General features: G+C 66.5%; 22 protein-coding genes. 13 read left to right on the top strand and 9 right to left on the bottom strand.

Annotation, left to right across the window (positions count from 1 at the left end; genetic code table 11):
- Positions 1–80: 80 nt before the first annotated feature.
- Complete coding sequence (locus OKW76_RS10990; RefSeq protein WP_265548938.1) at positions 81–830, bottom strand: sulfite exporter TauE/SafE family protein; 750 nt, start codon at positions 828–830, stop codon at positions 81–83.
- Positions 827–1,192, bottom strand: a complete 366-nt coding sequence (locus OKW76_RS10985; protein ID WP_265548937.1) for a hypothetical protein — start codon at positions 1,190–1,192, stop codon at positions 827–829. The genes OKW76_RS10990 and OKW76_RS10985 overlap by 4 nt, the downstream gene beginning before the upstream one ends.
- A 66-nt stretch (positions 1,193–1,258) precedes the next feature.
- On the opposite strand from OKW76_RS10985, the gene OKW76_RS10980 reads away from it, so the two are divergent.
- From OKW76_RS10980 to OKW76_RS10965, 4 genes are all read left to right on the top strand, one after another.
- The gene (locus OKW76_RS10980; protein WP_265548936.1) at positions 1,259–1,576 is read left to right on the top strand and encodes a hypothetical protein; all 318 of its coding nucleotides are present in this window, start codon (positions 1,259–1,261) and stop codon (positions 1,574–1,576) included.
- Between the two features lie 124 nt (positions 1,577–1,700).
- Complete coding sequence (sucC, locus tag OKW76_RS10975; protein ID WP_265548935.1) at positions 1,701–2,900, top strand: ADP-forming succinate--CoA ligase subunit beta; 1,200 nt, start codon at positions 1,701–1,703, stop codon at positions 2,898–2,900.
- Between the two features lie 177 nt (positions 2,901–3,077).
- Positions 3,078–3,827: an electron transfer flavoprotein subunit beta/FixA family protein gene (locus tag OKW76_RS10970; RefSeq protein WP_265548934.1), complete on the top strand. Its 750-nt coding sequence runs from the start codon at positions 3,078–3,080 to the stop codon at positions 3,825–3,827.
- A 156-nt stretch (positions 3,828–3,983) separates the two neighbouring features.
- Positions 3,984–4,913: an electron transfer flavoprotein subunit alpha/FixB family protein gene (locus tag OKW76_RS10965; RefSeq protein WP_265548933.1), complete on the top strand. Its 930-nt coding sequence runs from the start codon at positions 3,984–3,986 to the stop codon at positions 4,911–4,913.
- 53 nt (positions 4,914–4,966) lie between these two features.
- On the opposite strand, the gene OKW76_RS10960 is transcribed toward OKW76_RS10965, so the two are convergent.
- A complete protein-coding gene (locus OKW76_RS10960) occupies positions 4,967–5,194 on the bottom strand; it encodes a hypothetical protein (protein ID WP_265548931.1) in 228 nt (75 codons plus the stop codon).
- Positions 5,195–5,309: 115 nt separating this feature from the next.
- Between OKW76_RS10960 and OKW76_RS10955 the strand changes: the two genes are divergently transcribed.
- The 4 genes from OKW76_RS10955 to OKW76_RS10940 all read left to right on the top strand — a co-directional run bounded on the left by OKW76_RS10955 (position 5,310) and on the right by OKW76_RS10940 (position 10,534).
- The gene (locus tag OKW76_RS10955; RefSeq protein WP_265548930.1) at positions 5,310–7,127 is read left to right on the top strand and encodes an ABCB family ABC transporter ATP-binding protein/permease; all 1,818 of its coding nucleotides are present in this window, start codon (positions 5,310–5,312) and stop codon (positions 7,125–7,127) included.
- 11 nt (positions 7,128–7,138) lie between these two features.
- Complete coding sequence (locus OKW76_RS10950; protein ID WP_265548929.1) at positions 7,139–8,092, top strand: alpha/beta fold hydrolase; 954 nt, start codon at positions 7,139–7,141, stop codon at positions 8,090–8,092.
- 77 nt (positions 8,093–8,169) lie between these two features.
- A complete protein-coding gene (gene recQ, locus OKW76_RS10945) occupies positions 8,170–9,942 on the top strand; it encodes a DNA helicase RecQ (protein ID WP_265548927.1) in 1,773 nt (590 codons plus the stop codon).
- 160 nt (positions 9,943–10,102) lie between these two features.
- Positions 10,103–10,534 carry a TIGR01244 family sulfur transferase gene (locus OKW76_RS10940; protein WP_265548926.1) on the top strand — a complete coding sequence of 144 codons (432 nt, stop codon included), beginning with the start codon at positions 10,103–10,105 and terminating at the stop codon, positions 10,532–10,534.
- Between the two features lie 121 nt (positions 10,535–10,655).
- On the opposite strand, the gene OKW76_RS10935 is transcribed toward OKW76_RS10940, so the two are convergent.
- The 4 genes from OKW76_RS10935 to OKW76_RS10920 form a co-directional block, all read right to left on the bottom strand.
- Complete coding sequence (locus tag OKW76_RS10935; RefSeq protein WP_265548925.1) at positions 10,656–12,080, bottom strand: ammonium transporter; 1,425 nt, start codon at positions 12,078–12,080, stop codon at positions 10,656–10,658.
- Between the two features lie 23 nt (positions 12,081–12,103).
- On the bottom strand, positions 12,104–12,442 hold the full coding sequence (locus OKW76_RS10930) for a P-II family nitrogen regulator (protein ID WP_265548924.1): 339 nt from the start codon (positions 12,440–12,442) through the stop codon (positions 12,104–12,106).
- Between the two features lie 149 nt (positions 12,443–12,591).
- Positions 12,592–12,777 carry a hypothetical protein gene (locus OKW76_RS10925; RefSeq protein ID WP_265548923.1) on the bottom strand — a complete coding sequence of 62 codons (186 nt, stop codon included), beginning with the start codon at positions 12,775–12,777 and terminating at the stop codon, positions 12,592–12,594.
- 86 nt (positions 12,778–12,863) lie between these two features.
- Entirely contained in the window at positions 12,864–13,079 is a 216-nt protein-coding gene (locus tag OKW76_RS10920; protein WP_265548922.1) for a DUF2007 domain-containing protein, read from the bottom strand.
- A 51-nt stretch (positions 13,080–13,130) separates the two neighbouring features.
- Here OKW76_RS10920 and OKW76_RS10915 point away from each other — a divergent pair, with 51 nt between their 5' ends.
- Complete coding sequence (locus OKW76_RS10915; protein ID WP_265548921.1) at positions 13,131–13,376, top strand: type II toxin-antitoxin system CcdA family antitoxin; 246 nt, start codon at positions 13,131–13,133, stop codon at positions 13,374–13,376.
- Positions 13,376–13,672: a CcdB family protein gene (locus tag OKW76_RS10910; protein ID WP_265548920.1), complete on the top strand. Its 297-nt coding sequence runs from the start codon at positions 13,376–13,378 to the stop codon at positions 13,670–13,672. Before OKW76_RS10915 ends, OKW76_RS10910 begins: the two co-directional genes overlap by 1 nt.
- 4 nt (positions 13,673–13,676) lie before the next feature.
- Here the strand turns inward: OKW76_RS10910 and tldD are convergent, their stop codons facing one another.
- Both tldD and OKW76_RS10900 read right to left on the bottom strand, forming a co-directional pair.
- A complete protein-coding gene (gene tldD / locus OKW76_RS10905; protein ID WP_265548919.1) occupies positions 13,677–15,104 on the bottom strand; it encodes a metalloprotease TldD in 1,428 nt (475 codons plus the stop codon).
- A gap of 18 nt (positions 15,105–15,122) precedes the next feature.
- Positions 15,123–15,350 carry a zinc-finger domain-containing protein gene (locus OKW76_RS10900; RefSeq protein ID WP_265548918.1) on the bottom strand — a complete coding sequence of 76 codons (228 nt, stop codon included), beginning with the start codon at positions 15,348–15,350 and terminating at the stop codon, positions 15,123–15,125.
- Between the two features lie 176 nt (positions 15,351–15,526).
- On the opposite strand from OKW76_RS10900, the gene OKW76_RS10895 reads away from it, so the two are divergent.
- The 3 genes from OKW76_RS10895 to OKW76_RS10885 all read left to right on the top strand — a co-directional run bounded on the left by OKW76_RS10895 (position 15,527) and on the right by OKW76_RS10885 (position 19,461).
- Complete coding sequence (locus OKW76_RS10895; protein ID WP_265548917.1) at positions 15,527–16,450, top strand: ABC transporter ATP-binding protein; 924 nt, start codon at positions 15,527–15,529, stop codon at positions 16,448–16,450.
- A 152-nt stretch (positions 16,451–16,602) separates the two neighbouring features.
- Positions 16,603–18,198 carry an L-aspartate oxidase gene (gene nadB / locus OKW76_RS10890; RefSeq protein ID WP_265548915.1) on the top strand — a complete coding sequence of 532 codons (1,596 nt, stop codon included), beginning with the start codon at positions 16,603–16,605 and terminating at the stop codon, positions 18,196–18,198.
- A gap of 159 nt (positions 18,199–18,357) precedes the next feature.
- The gene (locus OKW76_RS10885; RefSeq protein ID WP_265548914.1) at positions 18,358–19,461 is read left to right on the top strand and encodes a serine hydrolase; all 1,104 of its coding nucleotides are present in this window, start codon (positions 18,358–18,360) and stop codon (positions 19,459–19,461) included.
- Positions 19,462–19,653 lie beyond the last annotated feature (192 nt).

Raw genomic sequence — 19,653 nt, 5'->3', positions numbered from 1 at the left:
GTTGGCTACCGCGCCCTTCCCTCGCGAACCGACCCACCCCCAACCCCTCCCTTCCAGGGAGGGGAGTCAGAAGTGCGCGATCACGCCACCCCGTCCCACAGCAATTTCGCGCCCACCAGCATCATCAGCACATAGATCGCGGTGTAGAATCGCTCGGCCGCCACGCGGCGGACCAGCCAGACGCCCGCCAGCGTCGATGCGATCGCCACCGGCAGCAGCACGCCGGCGGTCGCCATATTCTCCGCCGTGAACTGCCCCAGCGCCCAATACGCCGGCACCTTCGCCCAATTGACCACCGCGAAGAAGATCGCGGTCGTCCCCACCAGCACGTCGCGGTCGAGCCGGCGCGGCAGCACCCACAGCTGGAACGGCGGCTGGCCGGCATGCGCGACCTGGCTGGTGAAGCCCGACGCCACCCCCGCCACCAGCCCCATATATCCCGGCGACCGGCTCGCCACCGGCACCGCGCCGCGCCGCTCGATCCACAACCGATACGCCCCGAACCCCAGCGAGATCGCCCCCACCGCCGCGAGCACCGCGCTAGGTGCGACGCTCGCCGCGAACCCCCAGCCGAGCAATATCCCCAGCCCCGCCCCCGGCAGCGTCCAAGCAAGCACATAGCGGTCCCAGGTCCGGCGAAACGCCCAGACGCCGACCACGTCCTGGACGATCAGGATCGGCAACAGGATCGCCGCCGCCTGCACCGGCGACACGACGAACGCCATCGCGGGCAGCGACAGCGCGCCCACGCCCGAAAACCCGCCCTTGGCGAGCCCCACCATCACCACCGCGGGCACCGCAACCGCGTAGAACACCGGATCGGTGATCAACGATCGGCAATCCGTGAAAGCGTAGCGGTCAACCGCAACAGCACGACGACCCCGGCTGCGGCGAACAGCGCCAGCGCGGTGACGGCATAGGTCAGCGCCTCGGCCCAGCGCAGCAGCTCGCGCTGGTCCTGCGGGTTGGCTGGCGCAGGCGCGGGCAAGCGAGCCGGTGCTTGCGGCGGCCCCGGTCGCGGCGGCGCGGCGTCGACCGGCCCTGCTTGCGGCGAGGCCATCACCCGCTCCCCCGGCGGCGGCCCTGGCGTACCGGTGTTCGACACCTGCACCATCGCGCCGATCAGGAACAAGGTCGCAAAGCTGCTGAGGCCGAGCAGCAACAGCCGCCCGAACCAGTCGATGGTTTTCATGGGGGCAAGCTATAGGCGAGCCGGCGCCGGCGCGGAACCGTCCCCGCCGCCAGTCATTCAGACAGCATGAAAGCCCTCCTCATCGCCGCGACCGCGCTGACGCTTTCCGCCTGCACACAAATCGCCGAGCCGCGCGTCCGTTCGGCGCTGACCGATGCCGGATTGTCCGAGCGCAATGCCGATTGCATGGCGGGGCGGATGGTCGATCGGCTGACGATCGCGCAACTCCGCAAGCTCGAGGCGCTGTCGGGACAGAACCGCCAGACGCTCGGCCAATTGTCGCTGGCCGACTATATCGGACTGGTCCGGCGGATCGACGATCCCGAGGTGGTCGCGGTCACCACCAGTTCGGCGGCGCTGTGCGCCACCGGTCTTGCAACTTAGACGCAACAACGATTAGCCCGCCCGAAAGCCATGACGGTCGCGCCAGCAGGGGTGGATTCACCCGCCCGCCTGTGCTTAAGCCGTCTGCAAAATCCCGAGCCCTCGATCAAAGGACGGCGCACCTATGAACATCCATGAATATCAGGCCAAGGAGCTTCTCGCGAAGTTCGGCGTCCCCGTTCCCGCCGGCTTCGCCGCGCTGACCGTCGAGGAAGCCGTCGAGGCGACCAAGAAGCTCCCCGGACCGCTCTATGTCGTCAAGGCGCAGATCCATGCCGGCGGCCGTGGCAAGGGCAAGTTCGTCGAGCTCGGGCCCGATGCCAAGGGCGGCGTCCGCCTCGCCAAGACCGAGGATGAGGTTCGCGCCGCGGCGACCGACATGCTCGGCAACACGCTGGTGACGATCCAGACCGGCGACGCCGGCAAGCAGGTCAACCGCCTGTACGTCACCGACGGCGTCGACATCGCCAAGGAATTCTACCTCGCATTGCTCGTCAACCGCGCCACCGGCCGCGTGTCGATGGTCGCGTCGACCGAGGGCGGGATGGACATCGAAACCGTCGCGCACGACACGCCGGAGAAGATCCACTCGATCGACATCGACACCGCGACCGGCTTCATGCCGCACCACGGCCGTGCGATCGCCGGCGCGCTCGAACTCAAGGGCGACCTCGCCAAGCAGGCCGCGAACACCGCGTCGAAGTTGTACGACGCCTTCATCGGCACCGATGCCGAGCAGATCGAGATCAACCCGCTCGCGGTCACCGAAGACGGCAAGCTGATGGTGCTCGACGCCAAGGTCGCCTTCGACGGCAACGCGCTGTTCCGCCACAAGGACCTGCTCGAACTGCGCGACGAGACCGAAGAGGACGCGATGGAGCTCGAGGCGTCGAAATACGACCTCGCTTACATCAAGCTCGACGGCGACATCGGCTGCATGGTCAATGGCGCGGGCCTCGCCATGGCGACGATGGACATCATCAAGCTCAACGGCATGTTCCCCGCCAACTTCCTCGACGTCGGCGGCGGCGCGAACAAGGAGAAGGTGACCGCGGCGTTCAAGATCATCCTGAGCGATCCTGCGGTCAAGGGCATCCTGGTCAACATCTTCGGCGGCATCATGAAGTGCGACATCATCGCCGAGGGTATCGTTGCCGCGGCGAAGGAAGTGAACCTTTCGGTACCGCTGGTCGTTCGGCTCGAGGGTACCAATGTCGACAAGGGCAAGGAAATCCTCGCCAATTCGGGGCTCGCGATCGTACCGGCCAACGACCTGGGCGACGCGGCCCGCAAGATCGTGGCAGAGGTGCAAAAGGCCGCCTGATCGGGCGCTCGGTCGATTCGACAGGGGCTCGGGCGGCAACGTCCGGGCCCCTTTGCGTTTCGCCGTTACGGAACGCGGGCAAAACCATACCGGACTTGCGAAAGTTCGGTACAAACGCCTAAAAGCTGCGGATATCGCGGCAGTGACAAGAAACTGGTTCGTGGAAAGGAGCCTTTTGTGAAGGTAGTCGTCCCGGTCAAGCGCGTGCTTGACTATAACGTGAAGCCCCGGGTGAAAGCCGATGGCACCGGCGTCGACCTGGCCAACGTCAAGATGTCGATGAATCCGTTCGACGAGATCGCGGTCGAGGAAGCATTGCGGCTGCGCGAAAAGGGTGCCGCGACTGAGGTGATCGTCGTTTCGATCGGCGAGCCAAAATCGCAGGACACGCTGCGTACCGCGCTGGCGATGGGCGCCGACCGCGCGATCCTGATCACGCACGAGGGCGGCGTCGAGCCGCTGGGCGTGGCCAAGCTGCTCGCCAAGGTGGTCGAGCAGGAACAGCCCGGGCTGGTGATCCTGGGCAAGCAGGCGATCGACGACGACAACAACCAGACCGGCCAGATGCTGGCGGCGCTGCTCGGCTGGGCACAGGGCACGTTCGCATCCAAGGTCGAGATCGACGGCGAGCGCGTGAAGGTGACGCGCGAAGTCGATGGCGGGCTAGAGACGCTCGACCTGAAAATGCCGGCGATCGTCACCACCGATCTTCGCCTCAACGAACCGCGCTATGCGTCGCTGCCCAACATCATGAAGGCGAAGTCAAAGCCGCTCGCGACCAAGACCCCCGCCGATTACGGCGTCGACGTCACCGCGCGGCTGAGCGTCGTGTCGGTCGAGGAACCGCCCAAGCGCCAGGCGGGCGCGAAGGTCGCCGATGTCGACGAACTGGTCATGAAGCTCAAGGCGATGGGAGTGGCGAAGTAAGCCATTTCCCCGCCGTTCGTCCTGAGTAGGGGCTGAGCGAAGCCGAAGACCCGTATCGAAGGACCGCCCCCAGCGCAGATCCTTCGATACCCGCTTCGACAGGCTCAGAGGCCCTCAGGACAAGCGGTTCTTTTTCACCCGAAACGGGAGCTCGATATGAAGACGTTGGTCTGGGTCGAACACGACAACACGAACATGAAGGACGCGACGCTCGCGGCCGTCACCGCCGCCTCGAAGCTCGGCGAAGTCCACCTGCTCGTCGCCGGCGAAGGCTGCGCGGCGGTGGGCGAACAGGCGGCCAAAATCGCCGGCGTCGCCAAGGTGCACGTCGCCGATGACGCGGCGTACGGCCACGGCCTCGCCGAAAACGTCGCGCCGCTGATCGTCGACCTGATGGGGCACCACGACGCCTTCATCGCTTCGGCCACCACCACCGGCAAGAACATCGCCCCGCGCGTCGCGGCGTTGCTCGACGTGATGCAGATCAGCGAAGTCCTCTCGGTGATCGACGAGAACACCTTCACCCGGCCGATCTATGCCGGCGCGGCGATCGCCACGGTCAAGACGTCGGACGCCAAGAAGGTGCTGACGATCCGCGGCACCGCGTTCGAAAAGGCAGAAGCCGTGGGTGGCAGTGCCGAGATCGAGGCGATCGGATCGAGCGGCGACAAGGGGCTGTCGTCCTTCGTCGGCGCCGAGATCGCGACTTCGGCGCGGCCCGAACTCACCAGCGCCAAGATCATCGTCTCGGGTGGACGCGCGCTCGCCAATGGCGAGAATTTCCATGCGCTGATCGAACCGCTCGCCGATAAGCTTGGCGCGGCGGTGGGCGCCTCGCGCGCCGCGGTCGATGCGGGCTATGCTCCCAACGACTATCAGGTCGGCCAGACCGGCAAGATCGTTGCGCCTGAAGTCTATATCGCGGTCGGCATCTCGGGCGCGATCCAGCATCTGGCGGGGATGAAGGATTCGAAGGTGATCGTCGCGATCAACAAGGACGAGGACGCGCCGATTTTCCAAGTGGCCGACATCGGCCTGGTCGGCGATCTGTTCAAAGTCGTGCCAGAGCTGACCGAAAAGCTCTGATGCGCCGGCGCGGGGGTGGCTACGAGCCACCCCCGCATCGCGCTGATGCTGGTTCAGCCGGCCTTGCTGGTCTTGGCCTGCGCCATGCGCTGCCCATTGGTATGGCACGCGGCGCTGACCACCGGGAACGACAGGTCCGAATTGCGCAGCAGCGCATCGCCCATCGCCGCCTGGCATTGCGCTGCGCTTTCGTAGCGTGCCGGTTCGACGCGTGCTTCCTGGCAGCTATTGCCGACATCGCCGCAGCCCATGATCGCGATTACGTAAAAAAGCGGGTCCATTCGATTTCTCCAGGTCAAGACTGAAATCGACGAACCGCCAAGAAGTTGCAGAAAATGCGACGAACCGTCGTCGGCGTTGCATCGCCGGCGCTCTGGCCCCAATTAGGCAGCACCCATGCCACCCACCGATTTCACCAGCTCGAGCGCCGAACGCCCGCTGATCCCGACGATGCGGCGTTTCCTGCCCTATCTGTGGCCCAAGGACGCGCCGGGGCTGAAGCTGCGCATCATCATCGCCATGGTCTTCGTGCTCTGCTCGAAGATCGTCCAAGTCTATGGCGCACCCTTTGCGCTGCAAGGCGCGGTTGACGGCATGGCGACCGGTCCGCGCAGCGGGATCACGCTGATCGTGCTGCTGGTGATCGGCTATGCCGCCGCGCGCTTCGGCACCGTGGTGTTCGACAATTTGCGCAACGCGGTCTTCGAAAAGGTCGGGCAGGAAGCAACGCGTCGCCTCGCCGCCACCGTCTTTCGCCACCTCCACCAATTGTCGCTGCGCTTCCACCTCCAGCGGCGCACCGGCGCGGTCACCAAGGTGGTCGAGCGCGGCACCAAGAGCATCGACACGATGCTCTATTTCCTGCTGTTCAACATCGCGCCGACGATTCTCGAACTCGGCATGGTGCTGCAGATCTTCGGTTCGCGCTTCGGTGCGTGGCTGGTGATCTCCACGCTGGTAATGGTGTTCGTCTACATCGCCTTCACGCGGATCGTCACCGATTGGCGGCAGAAACTGCGCGAGAAGATGAACGACCTCGATACCGGCGCGGTCGCGCACGCGGTCGATTCGTTGCTCAATTTCGAGACGGTGAAGTACTTCAACGCGGAAGCGCGCGAATCGCAGCGTTATGACCGTGCGATCCACGCCTATGCCGCCGCCGCGACCAAGAGCGAGAACAGCCTCGCCTGGCTTAACGTTGGCCAGTCGCTCATCACCAACGCGATGCTGGGCCTGGGCATGGCGGTGGTCGCCTGGGGCTGGTCGACCGGGCGCTTCTCGGCGGGCGATGTCGTGCTGGTGTCGACCTTGCTCAGCCAGCTTTTCCGGCCGCTCGACATGCTCGGCTGGGTCTATCGCACGATCCGCCAGGGGGTGATCGACATGGGCGCGATGTTCGACCTGATCGACACCGACGCCGAGATCGTCGACGTGCCCGGCGCGCCGCCACTCGCGGTCACCCAAGGCGCGGTGCGCTTCGAGAATGTCCGCTTTGGCTACGAAGACGATCGCAAGATCCTCAAGGGGATCGACATCGACGTGCCCGCCGGCGCCACCGTCGCGGTCGTCGGCCCCTCGGGCGCGGGCAAATCGACGCTCGCGCGGCTGCTGTTCCGCTTCTACGACCTCAAATCGGGGCGGATCACGATCGATGGCCAGGACATCGCGCAGGTCACGCAGGACAGCCTGCGCGCCGCGATCGGTATCGTGCCGCAGGATACCGTGCTGTTCAACGACACGATCGGCTACAACATCGCTTATGGCCGCGAGGGTTCGACCCACGACGACATCCGCGCCGCCGCGCAGGGCGCAGCGATCGGCGATTTCATCGAAAGCCTCCCCGACGGCTATGAAACCCGCGTCGGCGAACGCGGCCTGAAATTGTCGGGCGGTGAGAAGCAGCGGGTTGCGATTGCGCGCACCTTGCTCAAGAACCCGCCGATCCTGATCCTCGACGAAGCCACCTCGGCGCTCGACAGCCGGACCGAAAGCGAGATCCAAGCAACGCTGGAGCAGATCGAGCGCGGCCGCACCACGATCGTCATCGCGCACCGGCTGTCGACCGTGGTCAATGCCGACCAGATCATCGTGCTCGAAGCCGGCGAAGTCGCCGAACGCGGCACCCATGCCGAATTGCTGCGTAAGAACGGGCTGTACGCCGAAATGTGGACGCGCCAGGCGAGCGAGGCCGAAGAAGCCCTCGCCGCCGAATGAGGAGAGAGACGATGGAACCCAAACACGCCAATTGGATCGGCGGATCGGTCGCCGCGGCGGGCGCGGTCGGTGGCGGGCTGGCCTTGTGGTCGGCACTCGCCGCGCGATCGGCCGAGCGGATGGTACCGCCCGAGGGCAGCTTCATCGAGGTCGAGGGCGCGCGGCTGCATTATGTCGATCGCGGATCGGGGCCGGTGCTGCTGCTGGTCCACGGCCTGCTCGGCAATCTGCGCCACTTCACCTACGCGATCGTCGATGAACTCGCGAAGGACTTCCGCGTCATCGCGGTCGATCGCCCCGGCTCGGGCTATTCGGTCGCGCGCGGCAACCCCAAGCCTGATATCGTCGAGCAAGCCACGATCATGGTCGCATTCGCCGACGCGCTCGGGCTGGAGAATCCCTTGCTGGTCGGCCATTCGCTCGGCGGCGCGGTCGCGTTGGCGGCGGGGCTTGCCCGGCCCGACCGCTTCGCCGGCCTCGCGCTCATCGCGCCGCTCACCCAGCCGATGGACCAGGTACCGCCGGTATTCGCTGGGCTGATGGCGCCCCCGGGGGTCCGCGAACTGCTGTCGTGGACGCTGGCGGTGCCGATGGGCATCCTCAACGGCCCCGCCGCCGCACGCGCGGTCTTCGCCCCCGATCCGGTCCCCGCCGATTTCCCCGTCCGCGGCGGCGGCGCGCTGTCGCTACGCCCAGCGACCTTCCGCGCCGCCTCGGCCGATCTGCGCGCCGCGGGTGCCAACATGGCGTCGCTCGCGCCGCGCTATGCCGCACTCACGCTCCCGGTCTCGATCCTCTATGGGCGTGGCGACAATATCCTCGACCCCGCGTTGCAGGGCGAAGCCACCGCCGCGATCATCCCCGGCGCGCATCTCGAACAGATCAAAGGCGGCCACATGCTGCCGCTGGTCCACCCGCAGGCCACCATCGCCTTCCTCCGCGCGGCGCACGCACGGTCGCGCTAGGCCAGTCCCCCTCGCACAGGCCGGAGGGGGGAAACGCACCCTTGCCCCCGGCGCCCCCACCGCCGATAGATGCGGCAATGCCGCCCGCCGTCCTCGACGCCCTCCGCACCACCTTCGGCTTCCCCGCGTTTCGCGGCGTCCAGGCCGATGTCGTCGCGCGCGTGCTCGCGGGCGAGCGGACGCTCGCGGTCATGCCGACGGGGGCGGGCAAGTCGTTGACGTACCAGCTGCCGAGCGTGATGCTCGACGGCACCTGCCTGGTCGTCTCGCCGCTGATCGCGCTGATGCACGATCAGCTGCGCGCCGCCGAGGCCGTCGGCATCCGCGCCGCGACGCTCACGTCCGCCGATGATAACCGTGAAGAGACGATCGCGCGCTTCCGCGCCGGCGCGCTCGACCTGCTCTATGTCGCCCCCGAGCGCGCCTCGTCCGAAGGCTTTCGCAACCTGCTGGGCCAAGCGCCGCTCAGCCTGTTCGCGATCGACGAAGCGCATTGCGTCAGCGAATGGGGGCATGACTTCCGCCCCGATTACCGTCTGCTGCGCCCGCTGCTCGATCGCTTCCCGCAAGTGCCGCGGCTCGCACTCACCGCCACCGCCGATGCACATACCCGCGCCGACATCCTCGAACAGCTTGGCATCCCGCAGGACGGGATGATCGTCGCGGGCTTCGATCGCCCCAATATCCGCTACCACATCGCCCCGCGCGCCAGCACGACGCAGCAGATCGCCGATGTCGTCGCCGATAATCCGGGGGCGGGCATCGTCTATGTCCAGTCGCGCGCGGGCACCGAACGCCTGGCCGAATCGCTGCAAAAGACTGGCCGCCCAGTGCGGGCCTATCATGCCGGGCTGGACCCGGCGATCCGCCGCGCCAACCAGGCCGCCTTCGTCGCATCCGAAGACATGGTAATGTGTGCGACCGTTGCGTTCGGGATGGGGATCGACAAGCCCGATGTCCGCTTCGTCGCGCATGCCGGGCTGCCCAAGTCGATCGAGGGCTATTATCAGGAAACCGGGCGCGCCGGGCGCGACGGCGATCCGGCGGTCGCGCATCTGTTCTGGGGTGCCGACGATTTCGCCAAGGCGCGCCAGCGGATCGGCGAGGTCGAGCCTGCGCGTCAGCAGGGCGAGCGAGTCCGCCTCAACGCGCTGGGGGCATTGGTCGAAACCGCAGGCTGCCGCCGCGCGATCCTGCTTCGCCATTTCGGCGAGAACCCGGCCGACAAATGCGGCAATTGCGACAACTGCCTCAACCCGCCCGCCGCCACCGATGCGACCGAGGTAGCGCGCAAATTCCTCTCGGCGGTGTTTCGTACCGGCCAGATGTTCGGCACCGGCTATGTCGAACAGGTGCTGCTCGGCCAGTCGACCGAGCGCAGCATGACCAACGGGCACGAGAATCTCTCGGTCTGGGGGATCGTCGAGGGCGAGGAGGCGGCGTTGCTCAAGCCCGTCGCGCGCGCGCTGCTGCTGCGCGATGCGCTGCGCGCCAACGCGCATGGCGGGTTGGAATTCGGCCCCGGCGCGCGCGCGCTGCTCAAGGGCGAAGCGACGCTGTCGATGATCGTCCCCCCCAAGCGCGAACGCCGCCGCCGCGGCGACGCATCGGGCGGCAGCGAAGCCAACCCGGTCGGCGATCCGCTGTTCGAGGCGCTGCGCGTGAAACGCCGCGAGCTCGCACAGGCGGCGCAGGTGCCGCCCTATGTGATCTTCCACGATTCGGTGCTGCGCGAAATGGCGAGCAACCGCCCCGCGACTTTGGCCGCGCTCGGCCGGGTGGCGGGGGTCGGATCGAAGAAGCTCGACGCCTACGGCCAAGCGTTCCTCGCAGTAATCAAAGACCACTAATCCTCCCCCGCCAGGGGGAGGGGGACCATGCGAAGCATGGTGGAGGGGGAGGAAGCGAGCGGCTCGACGGTGCGAAGCTCCCGCCACCGCTTCGCGCTCCCCCTCCCCATCTGCGATGGGGAGGAATAGAAGGCGCTCAGCAACAGCCGAAGGACACCCCATGCACCTGCGCCACATCGACGACAGCATCGCGGTCGCCCCGCAAATCACCCCCGACGACATCGCCGCGCTCGCCGCGCAGGGCTTCGTCGCGGTGGTCAACAACCGCCCCGATGACGAGGAACCCGGCCAGCCGAACGACGCCGAGATGCACGCCGCCGCCACCGCCGCGGGTCTTGCCTATACCGCGATCCCGATCACCCATGCGGGTTTCAGTCATCCGCAGATCGACGCGATGGCGCAGGCGATCGCCGCCGCCGATGGCCCGCTGGTCGCCTATTGCCGCTCGGGCACGCGCTCGTGCAACCTATGGGCGCTCGCCGCTGCCAAGTCCGGCGGCGACCCCGCCGACCTCACCGCCAAGGCCGCGCAAGCCGGCTATGACCTGTCGGGCCTGCGCCCTTTGCTCGACGCGCTATCGGGCCGCGGCTGACCACCCCGCCTGCGCACAAAAAATGGCCGGTGTGTTGCCACACCGGCCTAAGGCGTCCGCAGGAGGAACCCCGTGACGGGATCGGCGGGGGATTGGCGCCGATCCCGAAGCTCATGAAAACTCAGTAATTATAGGCGCGCTCGCCATGTTCGTTGATGTCGAGACCCTCGACTTCGACGTCGGCCGAGGGACGCAAGCCCATGGTGTATTTCAGCCCCAGGAACAGCACCGCCGAGACGATGCCCGTCCACAGCACGGTGGTGCCGACCGCCCAGAGCTGGGTGATCACCTGCGCGCTCATGACATATTCGCCGGCCTTGGCGACGGGCGCGGTGTAATCGATCCAGCCCTGGCCCCCCAGCGCGGGGTCGGCGACGATCCCGGTGCCGATCGCGCCGACGATGCCACCGACGCAGTGGATGCCGAACACGTCGAGCGTGTCGTCATAGTTGAGCGCGTTCTTCACCTTGGTCACGAACACGAAGCAGATCGCCGATGCGACCGCGCCCAGGATGATCGCGGTGCCCGGATGGGCGAAGCCCGCCGCCGGGGTGATCGCCACCAGCCCGGCGACGACGCCCGAAGCGGCGCCCAGCAGCGACGGCTTCTTGTGGACGAACTGCTCGATCACCGCCCAGGTCACGCCCGCCGCCGCCGTCGCGGTAAAGGTGTTGATGAACGCCAGCGCGCCGAACGCATTGGCTTCCAGCCCCGATCCGGCGTTGAATCCGAACCAACCGATCCACAGCAGCGACGCACCGATCATGGTCATCACCAGGCTGTGCGGCGGCATCGGCTCGCTCTTGAAGCCGATCCGCGGCCCCATCACCAGGCAGCCGACCAGACCGGCGATGCCCGCATTGATGTGCACCACGGTGCCACCGGCAAAGTCGAGCGCGCCCCAGCCCCACAACAGCCCCGAATCATCGGGCGCGGCGTGCAGGAAGTCCGGGCCGGCGAAGTACCAGACCATGTGCGCGATCGGGAAATAGGCGAGCGTCAGCCACAACACCGTGAAGATGATCAGCGGCGTGAACTTCACCCGCTCGGCGAACGCGCCGACGATCAGCGCCGGGGTGATGCAAGCGAACGTCATCTGGAAGATCACGAACACATATTCGGGCAGATAGACGCCGTTGGAAAAGGTAGCGGCGAAGGTCGAGGGCGACACGCCCGCCAGAAACGCCTTGTCCAGTCCGCCGAACAGCTTGGGGAAGGGCGTGCCGGTCGAGGTGAAGGCGATCGAATAGCCCCAGCAGAACCACACGAGCGCGGCGACGCAGACGATCGTCAGCACCTGCATCAGCACCGACAGCATGTTCTTGGTACGCACCAGGCCGCCATAGAACAGCGCAAGCGCCGGCACCGACATCATCAATACGAGTGCCGAGGAGATCAGCATCCAGGCGACGTCGCCCTTGTTGACCATTTCGGCGGTCGGCACGAACGCCGCGGGTGCCGCCTCGGCTGCTTCCTGTGCCCAGGCGGGCATCGCCGCAAACAGGCCTGCCCCGGCGGCTGCCAGTGGCATCGTCAATCGCTTCATCCCATCCCCCATCACAGCCCCCTTCACAGCGCGGTCACGTCGGTTTCGCCGGTGCGGATCCGCACCGCCTGGCCGACATCGAGCACGAAGATCTTGCCATCGCCGATCGCGCCGGTGTTCGCCGCGGCCTGCACCGCCTCGACCACGCGCGGCGCAAGCCCGGTGTCGCACACGACCTCGATCTTGATCTTGGGCACCATGTTCGTGCTGTATTCGGCCCCGCGATAGATTTCGGTCTGGCCCTTTTGCCGGCCGAAACCCTTGACCTCGCTGACCGTCATCCCCGTGACGCCGACTTCGGTGAGCGCTTCGCGGACCTCGTCGAGCTTGAACGGTTTGATGATGGCGATGATTAGCTTCATGTCGCCCCCTCGGCTGTTTCCCGAGGACTGCTTCGCAAGCCGCGTGCCAATCCGCGAACCGCGCCAAAGCGCGCGGTTCGGCGGCGTTAATCGTTACGGGCGGGTAAATATTTGTGCAGTTGCGAAGAACTGCCGCTTTTTAAGGCAGTTCAGCGGCGCTTGGGCGATCCCTCGAGCGCGCAGCGCGCCCATGCCATGATCGGGCGGTCGGCGGCAGCACCGCCGCATTCGACATCTTTGGCAAGGATCGCAGCGAACGCGGCAAGCGCGTCGCGGTCGGGCACGGTCGCATCGCGAACGCACGCGACCAGGATCGGATGAACCATGGTACGCATTTTCTATTTACTCCGGGGCCTCTCCACCCGGTCTTATGAACGCGCAACGTGAAGCGCATGTTGCAACGCTCTATCGCAAAGCCGATTCAGTCGAAACTCGCCTGCGCCGCGGCGACGATTGCCCGCGCTTCGGCCAGGTCGTCCTCGTCGACCATCACCCGCACCGGAATTAGGAGCGCGCTTCCCTCGCCTAGACTCATCTCGCCGTCGAAGCTGATGGCGGGAATGCCTTCCGATTCGAGCCGCCCGATCAGGATATGCGCTTCGATCCGGTTGAAGCGTCCAACTTCGGCAAGTGCCATGAACTATTCCCTACGATTGACCGATATAGAAATCACGCATATCTTATGCGCATGAAACATGAGCGCATCGCAACTGGCAAGCGAAAGCCGGTCAATCTTTCGATCGACGAGCTGGTGCTTGCCGACGCGAGAGCGCTCGGCATCAACCTGTCACAAGCATGCGAGACCGCGCTGAAACAATCGGTCGCTAGCGAGCGCAAGCGGCGATGGGTCGAGGAAAACTTCGAGGCGCTGCAATCCTCGAACGAATGGGTCGAGAAGCACGGGCTTCCGCTCGCGAAATACCGCATGTTCTGATGGCGCGTCTCGATGTTTTCGAGCTGAGCGACGGCCTGCGCGTCTTGGATTGCCAGTCCGAGGAACTCGATTATCTCACCACGCGGTTCATCGTACCGCTCGTCCCGCTGGCGGACGCGCCAAAACCGGCTGCCCGGTTGAACCCGGTATTTGACATCGCTGGCGAGCCGCACATGATGGTCACCCAGTTCGCAGCAACGATGCCAACCCGCGACCTTACCAATTTGGTCGGATCGCTGGGAAACGAGCATTTTGTCGTCATCGCCGCGCTCGATATGTTGATCTCGGGCTACTAAGCCCTCAAACCGCGGTCCCGCCCACCGTCAGCGCATCGACCAGCAGCGACGGCTGCCCCACGCCCGCGGGCACGCTTTGCCCGCCCTTGCCGCACATGCCGACGCCCTCGTCGAGCGCGAAGTCGTTGCCGATCCCGCTCACCCGCGTCAGCACGCTCGGACCGTCGCCGATCAGCGTCGCGCCCTTGATCGGCGCGCCCAATTTGCCGTCCTCGATCATATACGCCTCGGTGCAGCTGAACACGAACTTACCCGATACGATGTCGACCTGCCCGCCGCCGAAGCTCTTGGCATAGATGCCGCGCTTCACCCGCGTCATCATCTCGGCGGGGTCGTCGCGCCCGCCGCGCATGAAGGTGTTGGTCATCCGCGGCATCGGCGCATGCGCGAAGCTTTCGCGGCGGCCATTGCCCGTCGGCGCGACCCCCATCAGCCGCGCGTTCAGCCGGTCGTGGATATAGCCCTTCAGGATGCCGTCCTCGATCAGGATATTCTCCTGCGTCGGCGTGCCCTCGTCATCGATCGACAGCGACCCTCGCCGTTCGCCCAGTGACCCGTCATCGACCACGGTCACGCCGGGCGCCGCGACGCGCTCGCCGATCCGCCCCGAAAACGCCGACGTACCCTTGCGGTTGAAATCGCCCTCGAGCCCGTGGCCGATCGCCTCGTGCAGCAGGATCCCGCACCAGCCCGGCCCCAGCAGCACCGGCATCTCGCCCGCCGGCGCGGCGATCGATTCGAGGTTCACCAGCGCCTGCGCCAGCGCGCTGTCGATCGCGCGGTTCCAGGTGTCGGGGTGCATCACCCGATCGTACAGCTCGCGCCCGCCGATGCCGAAGCTGCCGGTCTCGCGCCGGCCGTTCTTCTCGACCACCACCGAAATGTTGAGCCGCACCAGCGGCCGCACATCGGTCGCGACAAAGCCATCGGGGCGAACGATCTCGACCACGCTCCACGACCCCAGCAGACTGACCGATGCCTGGACGATTCGCGGATCACGCGCGCGCGCCGCGGCGTCGATCGCCTGGCACAACGCTACCTTGTCGGCAAAGGGCACCGCGTCGAGCGGATCGGCGGCGGTATAGAGGTGGCGGTTGTTGCCGCGCGGTGGCGGCGCCTTGGCCTGGGTGGCCGGATCGATCAGCGCCATCGTCTGCGCGGCGCGGCGGATCGCATCGACCGACAGGCTGTTGCCTTGCGCGAACGCGGTCGCCTCGCCCGCCACCGCGCGCAGCCCGAAGCCGCCATCGGTGCTGTACGACGCGGTCTTCAGCCGCCCGTCATCGAATCCGAACGCCTCGTTCTTGCGATATTGCAGATAGAGTTCGCCATCCTCGGCGGCGGACAATGCCTCGCGGGTCAGGGTGAGCGCCATGTCGGGGTCGAGCGCGTCGCCATACAGGAACGCGCGGGGATCGGTCATATCGGTCATGCGAACGATATAGGTGCCTCAGCGGCCCGCACCATCCCCGTGATCGCGAAGCTGGCTCTGGTCGGCGCCGTCGGCAGGCCCGCCGGTCAGGACGAAACGGCGGTCGCAATAGCCGCAATCGACATAACCGGTATCGTCGATCTGCAGCCACACGCGCGGGTGGCCAAGCGCGGACGCGATCTCGCCCGCGCCGTCGCAGGCGACGCGCGGGGTGGTGACGCGGATGATTTCGGGCGGCGGGATCATGGCTGCGCGGGTAGCAGGGGGCGAGAACGACTGCAATCGGCCAGATAACCTACCCCCCCGTTCGTTTCGAGCGAAGTCGAGAAACCAGCCCAGCGCACCCAGCCACCGTTTCTCGACTTCGCTCGAAACGAACGGTTCACCTTGCCGCCCCCCCGGCAGCCGCCTATCCCCGCGGCATGACCGAAGCCGCCATCGCGATCGAGCACCTCTCCAAAACCTATGCCGGGGGCAAGCAGGCGCTCGACGACGTCTCGTTCGTCGTGCCGCGCGGGCAGATTTTCGGGCTGCTCGGCCCCAATGGCGCGGGCAAGTCGACGCTGATCAACATCCTGGCTGGCCTCGTTAACAAGACCGCGGGTACCGCCTCAATCTGGGGCTTCGACATCGATGCGCATCCGCGCAACGCCAAGGCGTCGATCGGCATCGTCAATCAGGAGATCACCTTCGATCCCTTTTTCAGCCCTGCCGAAACGCTCGACATCGCCGCCGGCCTCTATGGCGTGAAGAAGGCCGATCGCCGGACGATGGAATTGCTGCGCGCGATGGCGCTCGAGGACAAGGCGAATGCCTATGCCCGCACGCTGTCAGGGGGCATGAAGCGGCGGCTGATGGTCGCCAAGGCGATGGTGCATTCGCCCCCCGTGCTGGTGCTCGACGAACCCACCGCGGGCGTCGATATCGAGCTTCGCCAACAGCTATGGGCCTATGTCCGCCACCTCAACGATCAGGGCGTCACCGTGGTGCTGACGACGCATTATCTCGAGGAAGCCGAACAGCTTTGCGACCGCATCGCGATCATCAACCACGGCCGGCTGATCGCCAACGAACCCACCCGCGCATTGGTCGGCATGGCGCAGGAGAAACAGGTGATCGTGACGGTCGACCGCGACGTCGCCGCTGCGCCGAGCGCCGCGTGCTTCCAGAAGATCGAGTTGATCGGCGACCGGGTGCTCGCGATCACCTATCGCAAGGATCAGGTGAATGCGGGCGAAGTGCTCGCCGCGATCGCGGGCAGTGGCCTCGGCGTGGTCGATGTCTCGACCAAGGAAGCCGATCTCGAGGACGTGTTCCTCAACCTCACTCGCGCCGCGAACGCCTGACGCCTGGCATCCCACGGCATCGGTACCGCCTGTATCCCCCCTGTCCTACCGCCGCCCTTTTGTGCCAGACGATCGCGCATGACCCTATCGCCGACCCATAACGACATGATGCCGCAACACGCCGTCCCCTTCGTCCAATGCCGAGCATAATCATGAGCAGCCACACCACCGACGTCCTCGTCATCGGCTCGGGCGCCGCGGGCCTCACCGCCGCGCTCAACCTGGCCGATCGCTTCCGCGTCACCGTGCTCGCCAAGGGCGGGCTCGACGAGGGATCGACCGCCTGGGCGCAGGGGGGCATCGCCGCGGTGCTCGAACCCGGCGACACCTTCGAAAACCATGTCGAGGACACGATGGTCGCAGGCGCCGGCCTCAACGACCGCGCCACCGTCGAATTCGTCGTCGAGCGCGCGCCCGCGGCGATCGCCCGGCTCGCCGAGCTCGGGGTGCCCTTCAACGTCGCGTCGGACGGCGCCGATGGCTGGCACCTGACGCGCGAGGGCGGGCACAGCCACCGCCGGATCGTCCATGTCGACGACGCCACCGGCTGGGCGGTGCAGGAAGCGCTGATCCGCGCCGCGCGCGCCAACCCCAATATCACCCTGCTGCCCGACATGGTCGCGGTCGACCTGGCGACCAGCCGGCACGAGGAACGCTATTCGGGCGCGGGCAATGTCTGGGGCGTCTATGCGATGAACCGCGCATCGGGCGCGGTCGAGCTCTACACCGCGCGCGCGACGATCCTCGCGACCGGCGGCGCGGGGCGAACCTACCAGTTCTCGACCGCGCCGCGCGGCGCGACCGGCGACGGTATCGCGATGGCGTGGCGCGCGGGCTGCCGCGTGTCGAACATGGAGTTCATGCAGTTCCACCCGACCTGCCTGTTCAACCTCGAGGTCAAGAATTTCCTGATCACCGAGGCGGTGCGCGGCGAGGGCGGGCATCTGATCAACCCGACGACGGGCAAGCGCTTCATGCCCTATTACGACGCCGAGCGGCTCGAACTGGCGCCGCGCGACATCGTCGCGCGCGCGATCGATGCCGAGATCAAGCGCTTCGGGCTCGATTATGTCCATCTCGACATCAGCCATCGCGGCGCCGATTTCGTGAAGGCGCATTTCCCGACGATCCACGCCAAGCTGCTGACGCTCGGCATCGACATGACCACGGGGCCGATCCCGGTGGTGCCCGCGCAGCATTATACCTGCGGCGGCGTGATCGTCGACCGCGACGGCCGCACCGATCTGCCCAACCTCTACGCCGCGGGCGAAGTCACCCAGTCGGGGCTGCACGGCGCCAACCGGCTCGCGTCGAACTCGCTGCTCGAATGCTTCGTCTATGGCGAGGCCGCCGCGCGCCACATCGCCGCGCATTGGGACGATCTCGCGCCGCCGCCCGCGATCCGCCCCTGGGACGAAAGCCGCGTCACCGACAGCGACGAAGAAGTCATCATCAAGCAGAACTGGACCGAGATCCGCCGCTTCATGTGGAATTATGTCGGCATCGTCCGCACCACCAAGCGGCTCGAGCGCGCGCAGCATCGCATCCGCATGCTGTCGGAGGAGGTGAACGACTATTACGGCCATTTCCGCGTCACCCCCGACCTGATCGAATTGCGCAACCTGCTCCAGTCGGCCGAGCTCATCGTCCGCAGCGCGCTGCACCGACAGGAAAGCCGCGGGCTGCACTTCACGCTCGATCATCCGCACACCGTCGAGCCGCCGCGCGATACGATCCTGCTTCCCTAGGAACGCGGCGGCCATAACGCCGCAGCAAGGCTATTGTTCGGCCGCTGTTCACCGTTCATCGCTATAGAGGAAGCGTTCATCGCAGGTGTTGACTGGCCGGCTTGCCCGCGCGGCTGCGCCGACGTCATGGTCATGCCAACAAGGGGCGCCAGAAGAACCATGCAATTCGCGTATTTTTCCATGTTCGAACGGGTGCTGACGCTTTCGGGGCTCGCCCCGCTGGCGCTGGTCGGCTGTGTCGGCGGCGCATCGCCCGAACTCGTCGCCAGCCTGCCCGCGCCGACCTACCGCATCGCCGCGCCAGTGCCACCGCCGCCCGCCCCGCCCCAGCGCGTCTTTGCCCCCACCCCACTGGTGACCGCGATCGATGCGATGGTCGAACGCTTCGGCGGCAAGGTCGGCGTCGCGGTCAAGAGCATCGACGACGACTGGATGATCTCGAAGAACGGCGACGTGCCGATGCCGCAGCAAAGCGTGAGCAAGCTCTGGGTCGCGATGACCGCGCTCGACCTGGTCGACCAGGGCAAATTGCGGCTCGACGAGCAGCTCACCATCACCCGCGCCGACCTGACGCTGTTCCACCAGCCGATCGCCGGACTGCTTAAGAACGGCAGCTACACCGCTACCGCGGGCGAGTTGATGCGCCGCGCGATGACGATGAGCGACAACACCGCCAACGACCGGCTGCTGCGCCGCGTCGGCGGTCCCGCCGCGGTCAACGCCTTCATCAAGCGCAAGGCATTGGGTGCGATCAAGTTCGGCCCCGGCGAGCGGCTGCTGCAGAGCCGCACCGCCGGTCTCAACTGGAAACAGGACATGGCGATGGGCCGCGCCTTCCAGGCGGCGCGCGCCAAGCTGCCCGAAGGCGTTCGCCGCGCGGCGTTCAACAATTATGTCGCCGATCCGATCGACGGCGCCGCCGCCGCCGCGATCGCCAACGCGCTGGCACGGCTCAAGCAGGGCGATCTTTTCTCGCGCGCCTCGACCAGCCATCTGGTCACGCTGATGGAAAGCTCGCGTACCGGCGCCGCCCGGCTGCGCGCCAAGGTGCCCGCTGGCTGGCGGCTCGGCCACAAGACCGGCACCGGCCAGGATTTCTCCGGGCGAACCGCGGGCTTCAACGATGTCGGCTTCCTCACCGCCCCCAATGGCCGCGCCTATACGATCGCGATCCTGATCGGCGACACCTCGCGCCCGGTGCGCGAACGCCAGCAGCTGATGCAGTCGGTGGTCGAAAGCGTGGTGGCGAACCACCGGGGGTAGCGCCTGGGCACTGCCCCCTCCCCGTTCGTCCTGAGCTTGTCGAAGGACCGCACTTCCTTCTTCGACCAGCACGCAACAGAAGAACGGTCGCTGGGCTGCGGTTGCCTTCGGCTCGGCAAGCTCAGCACGAACCGATGGTGTCGCGGCGATAAGCAGTCTCGCCCCAGCCCGCGCACGCTGCTATTCCGCCCC

It is taken from the genome of Sphingomonas sp. S1-29, from assembly GCF_026167545.1.
Taxonomy (GTDB): Bacteria; Pseudomonadota; Alphaproteobacteria; order Sphingomonadales; family Sphingomonadaceae; genus Sphingomonas.
Note: the sequence above shows the minus strand (reverse complement) of the source record. Positions and strands in the feature narration are given on the sequence as shown.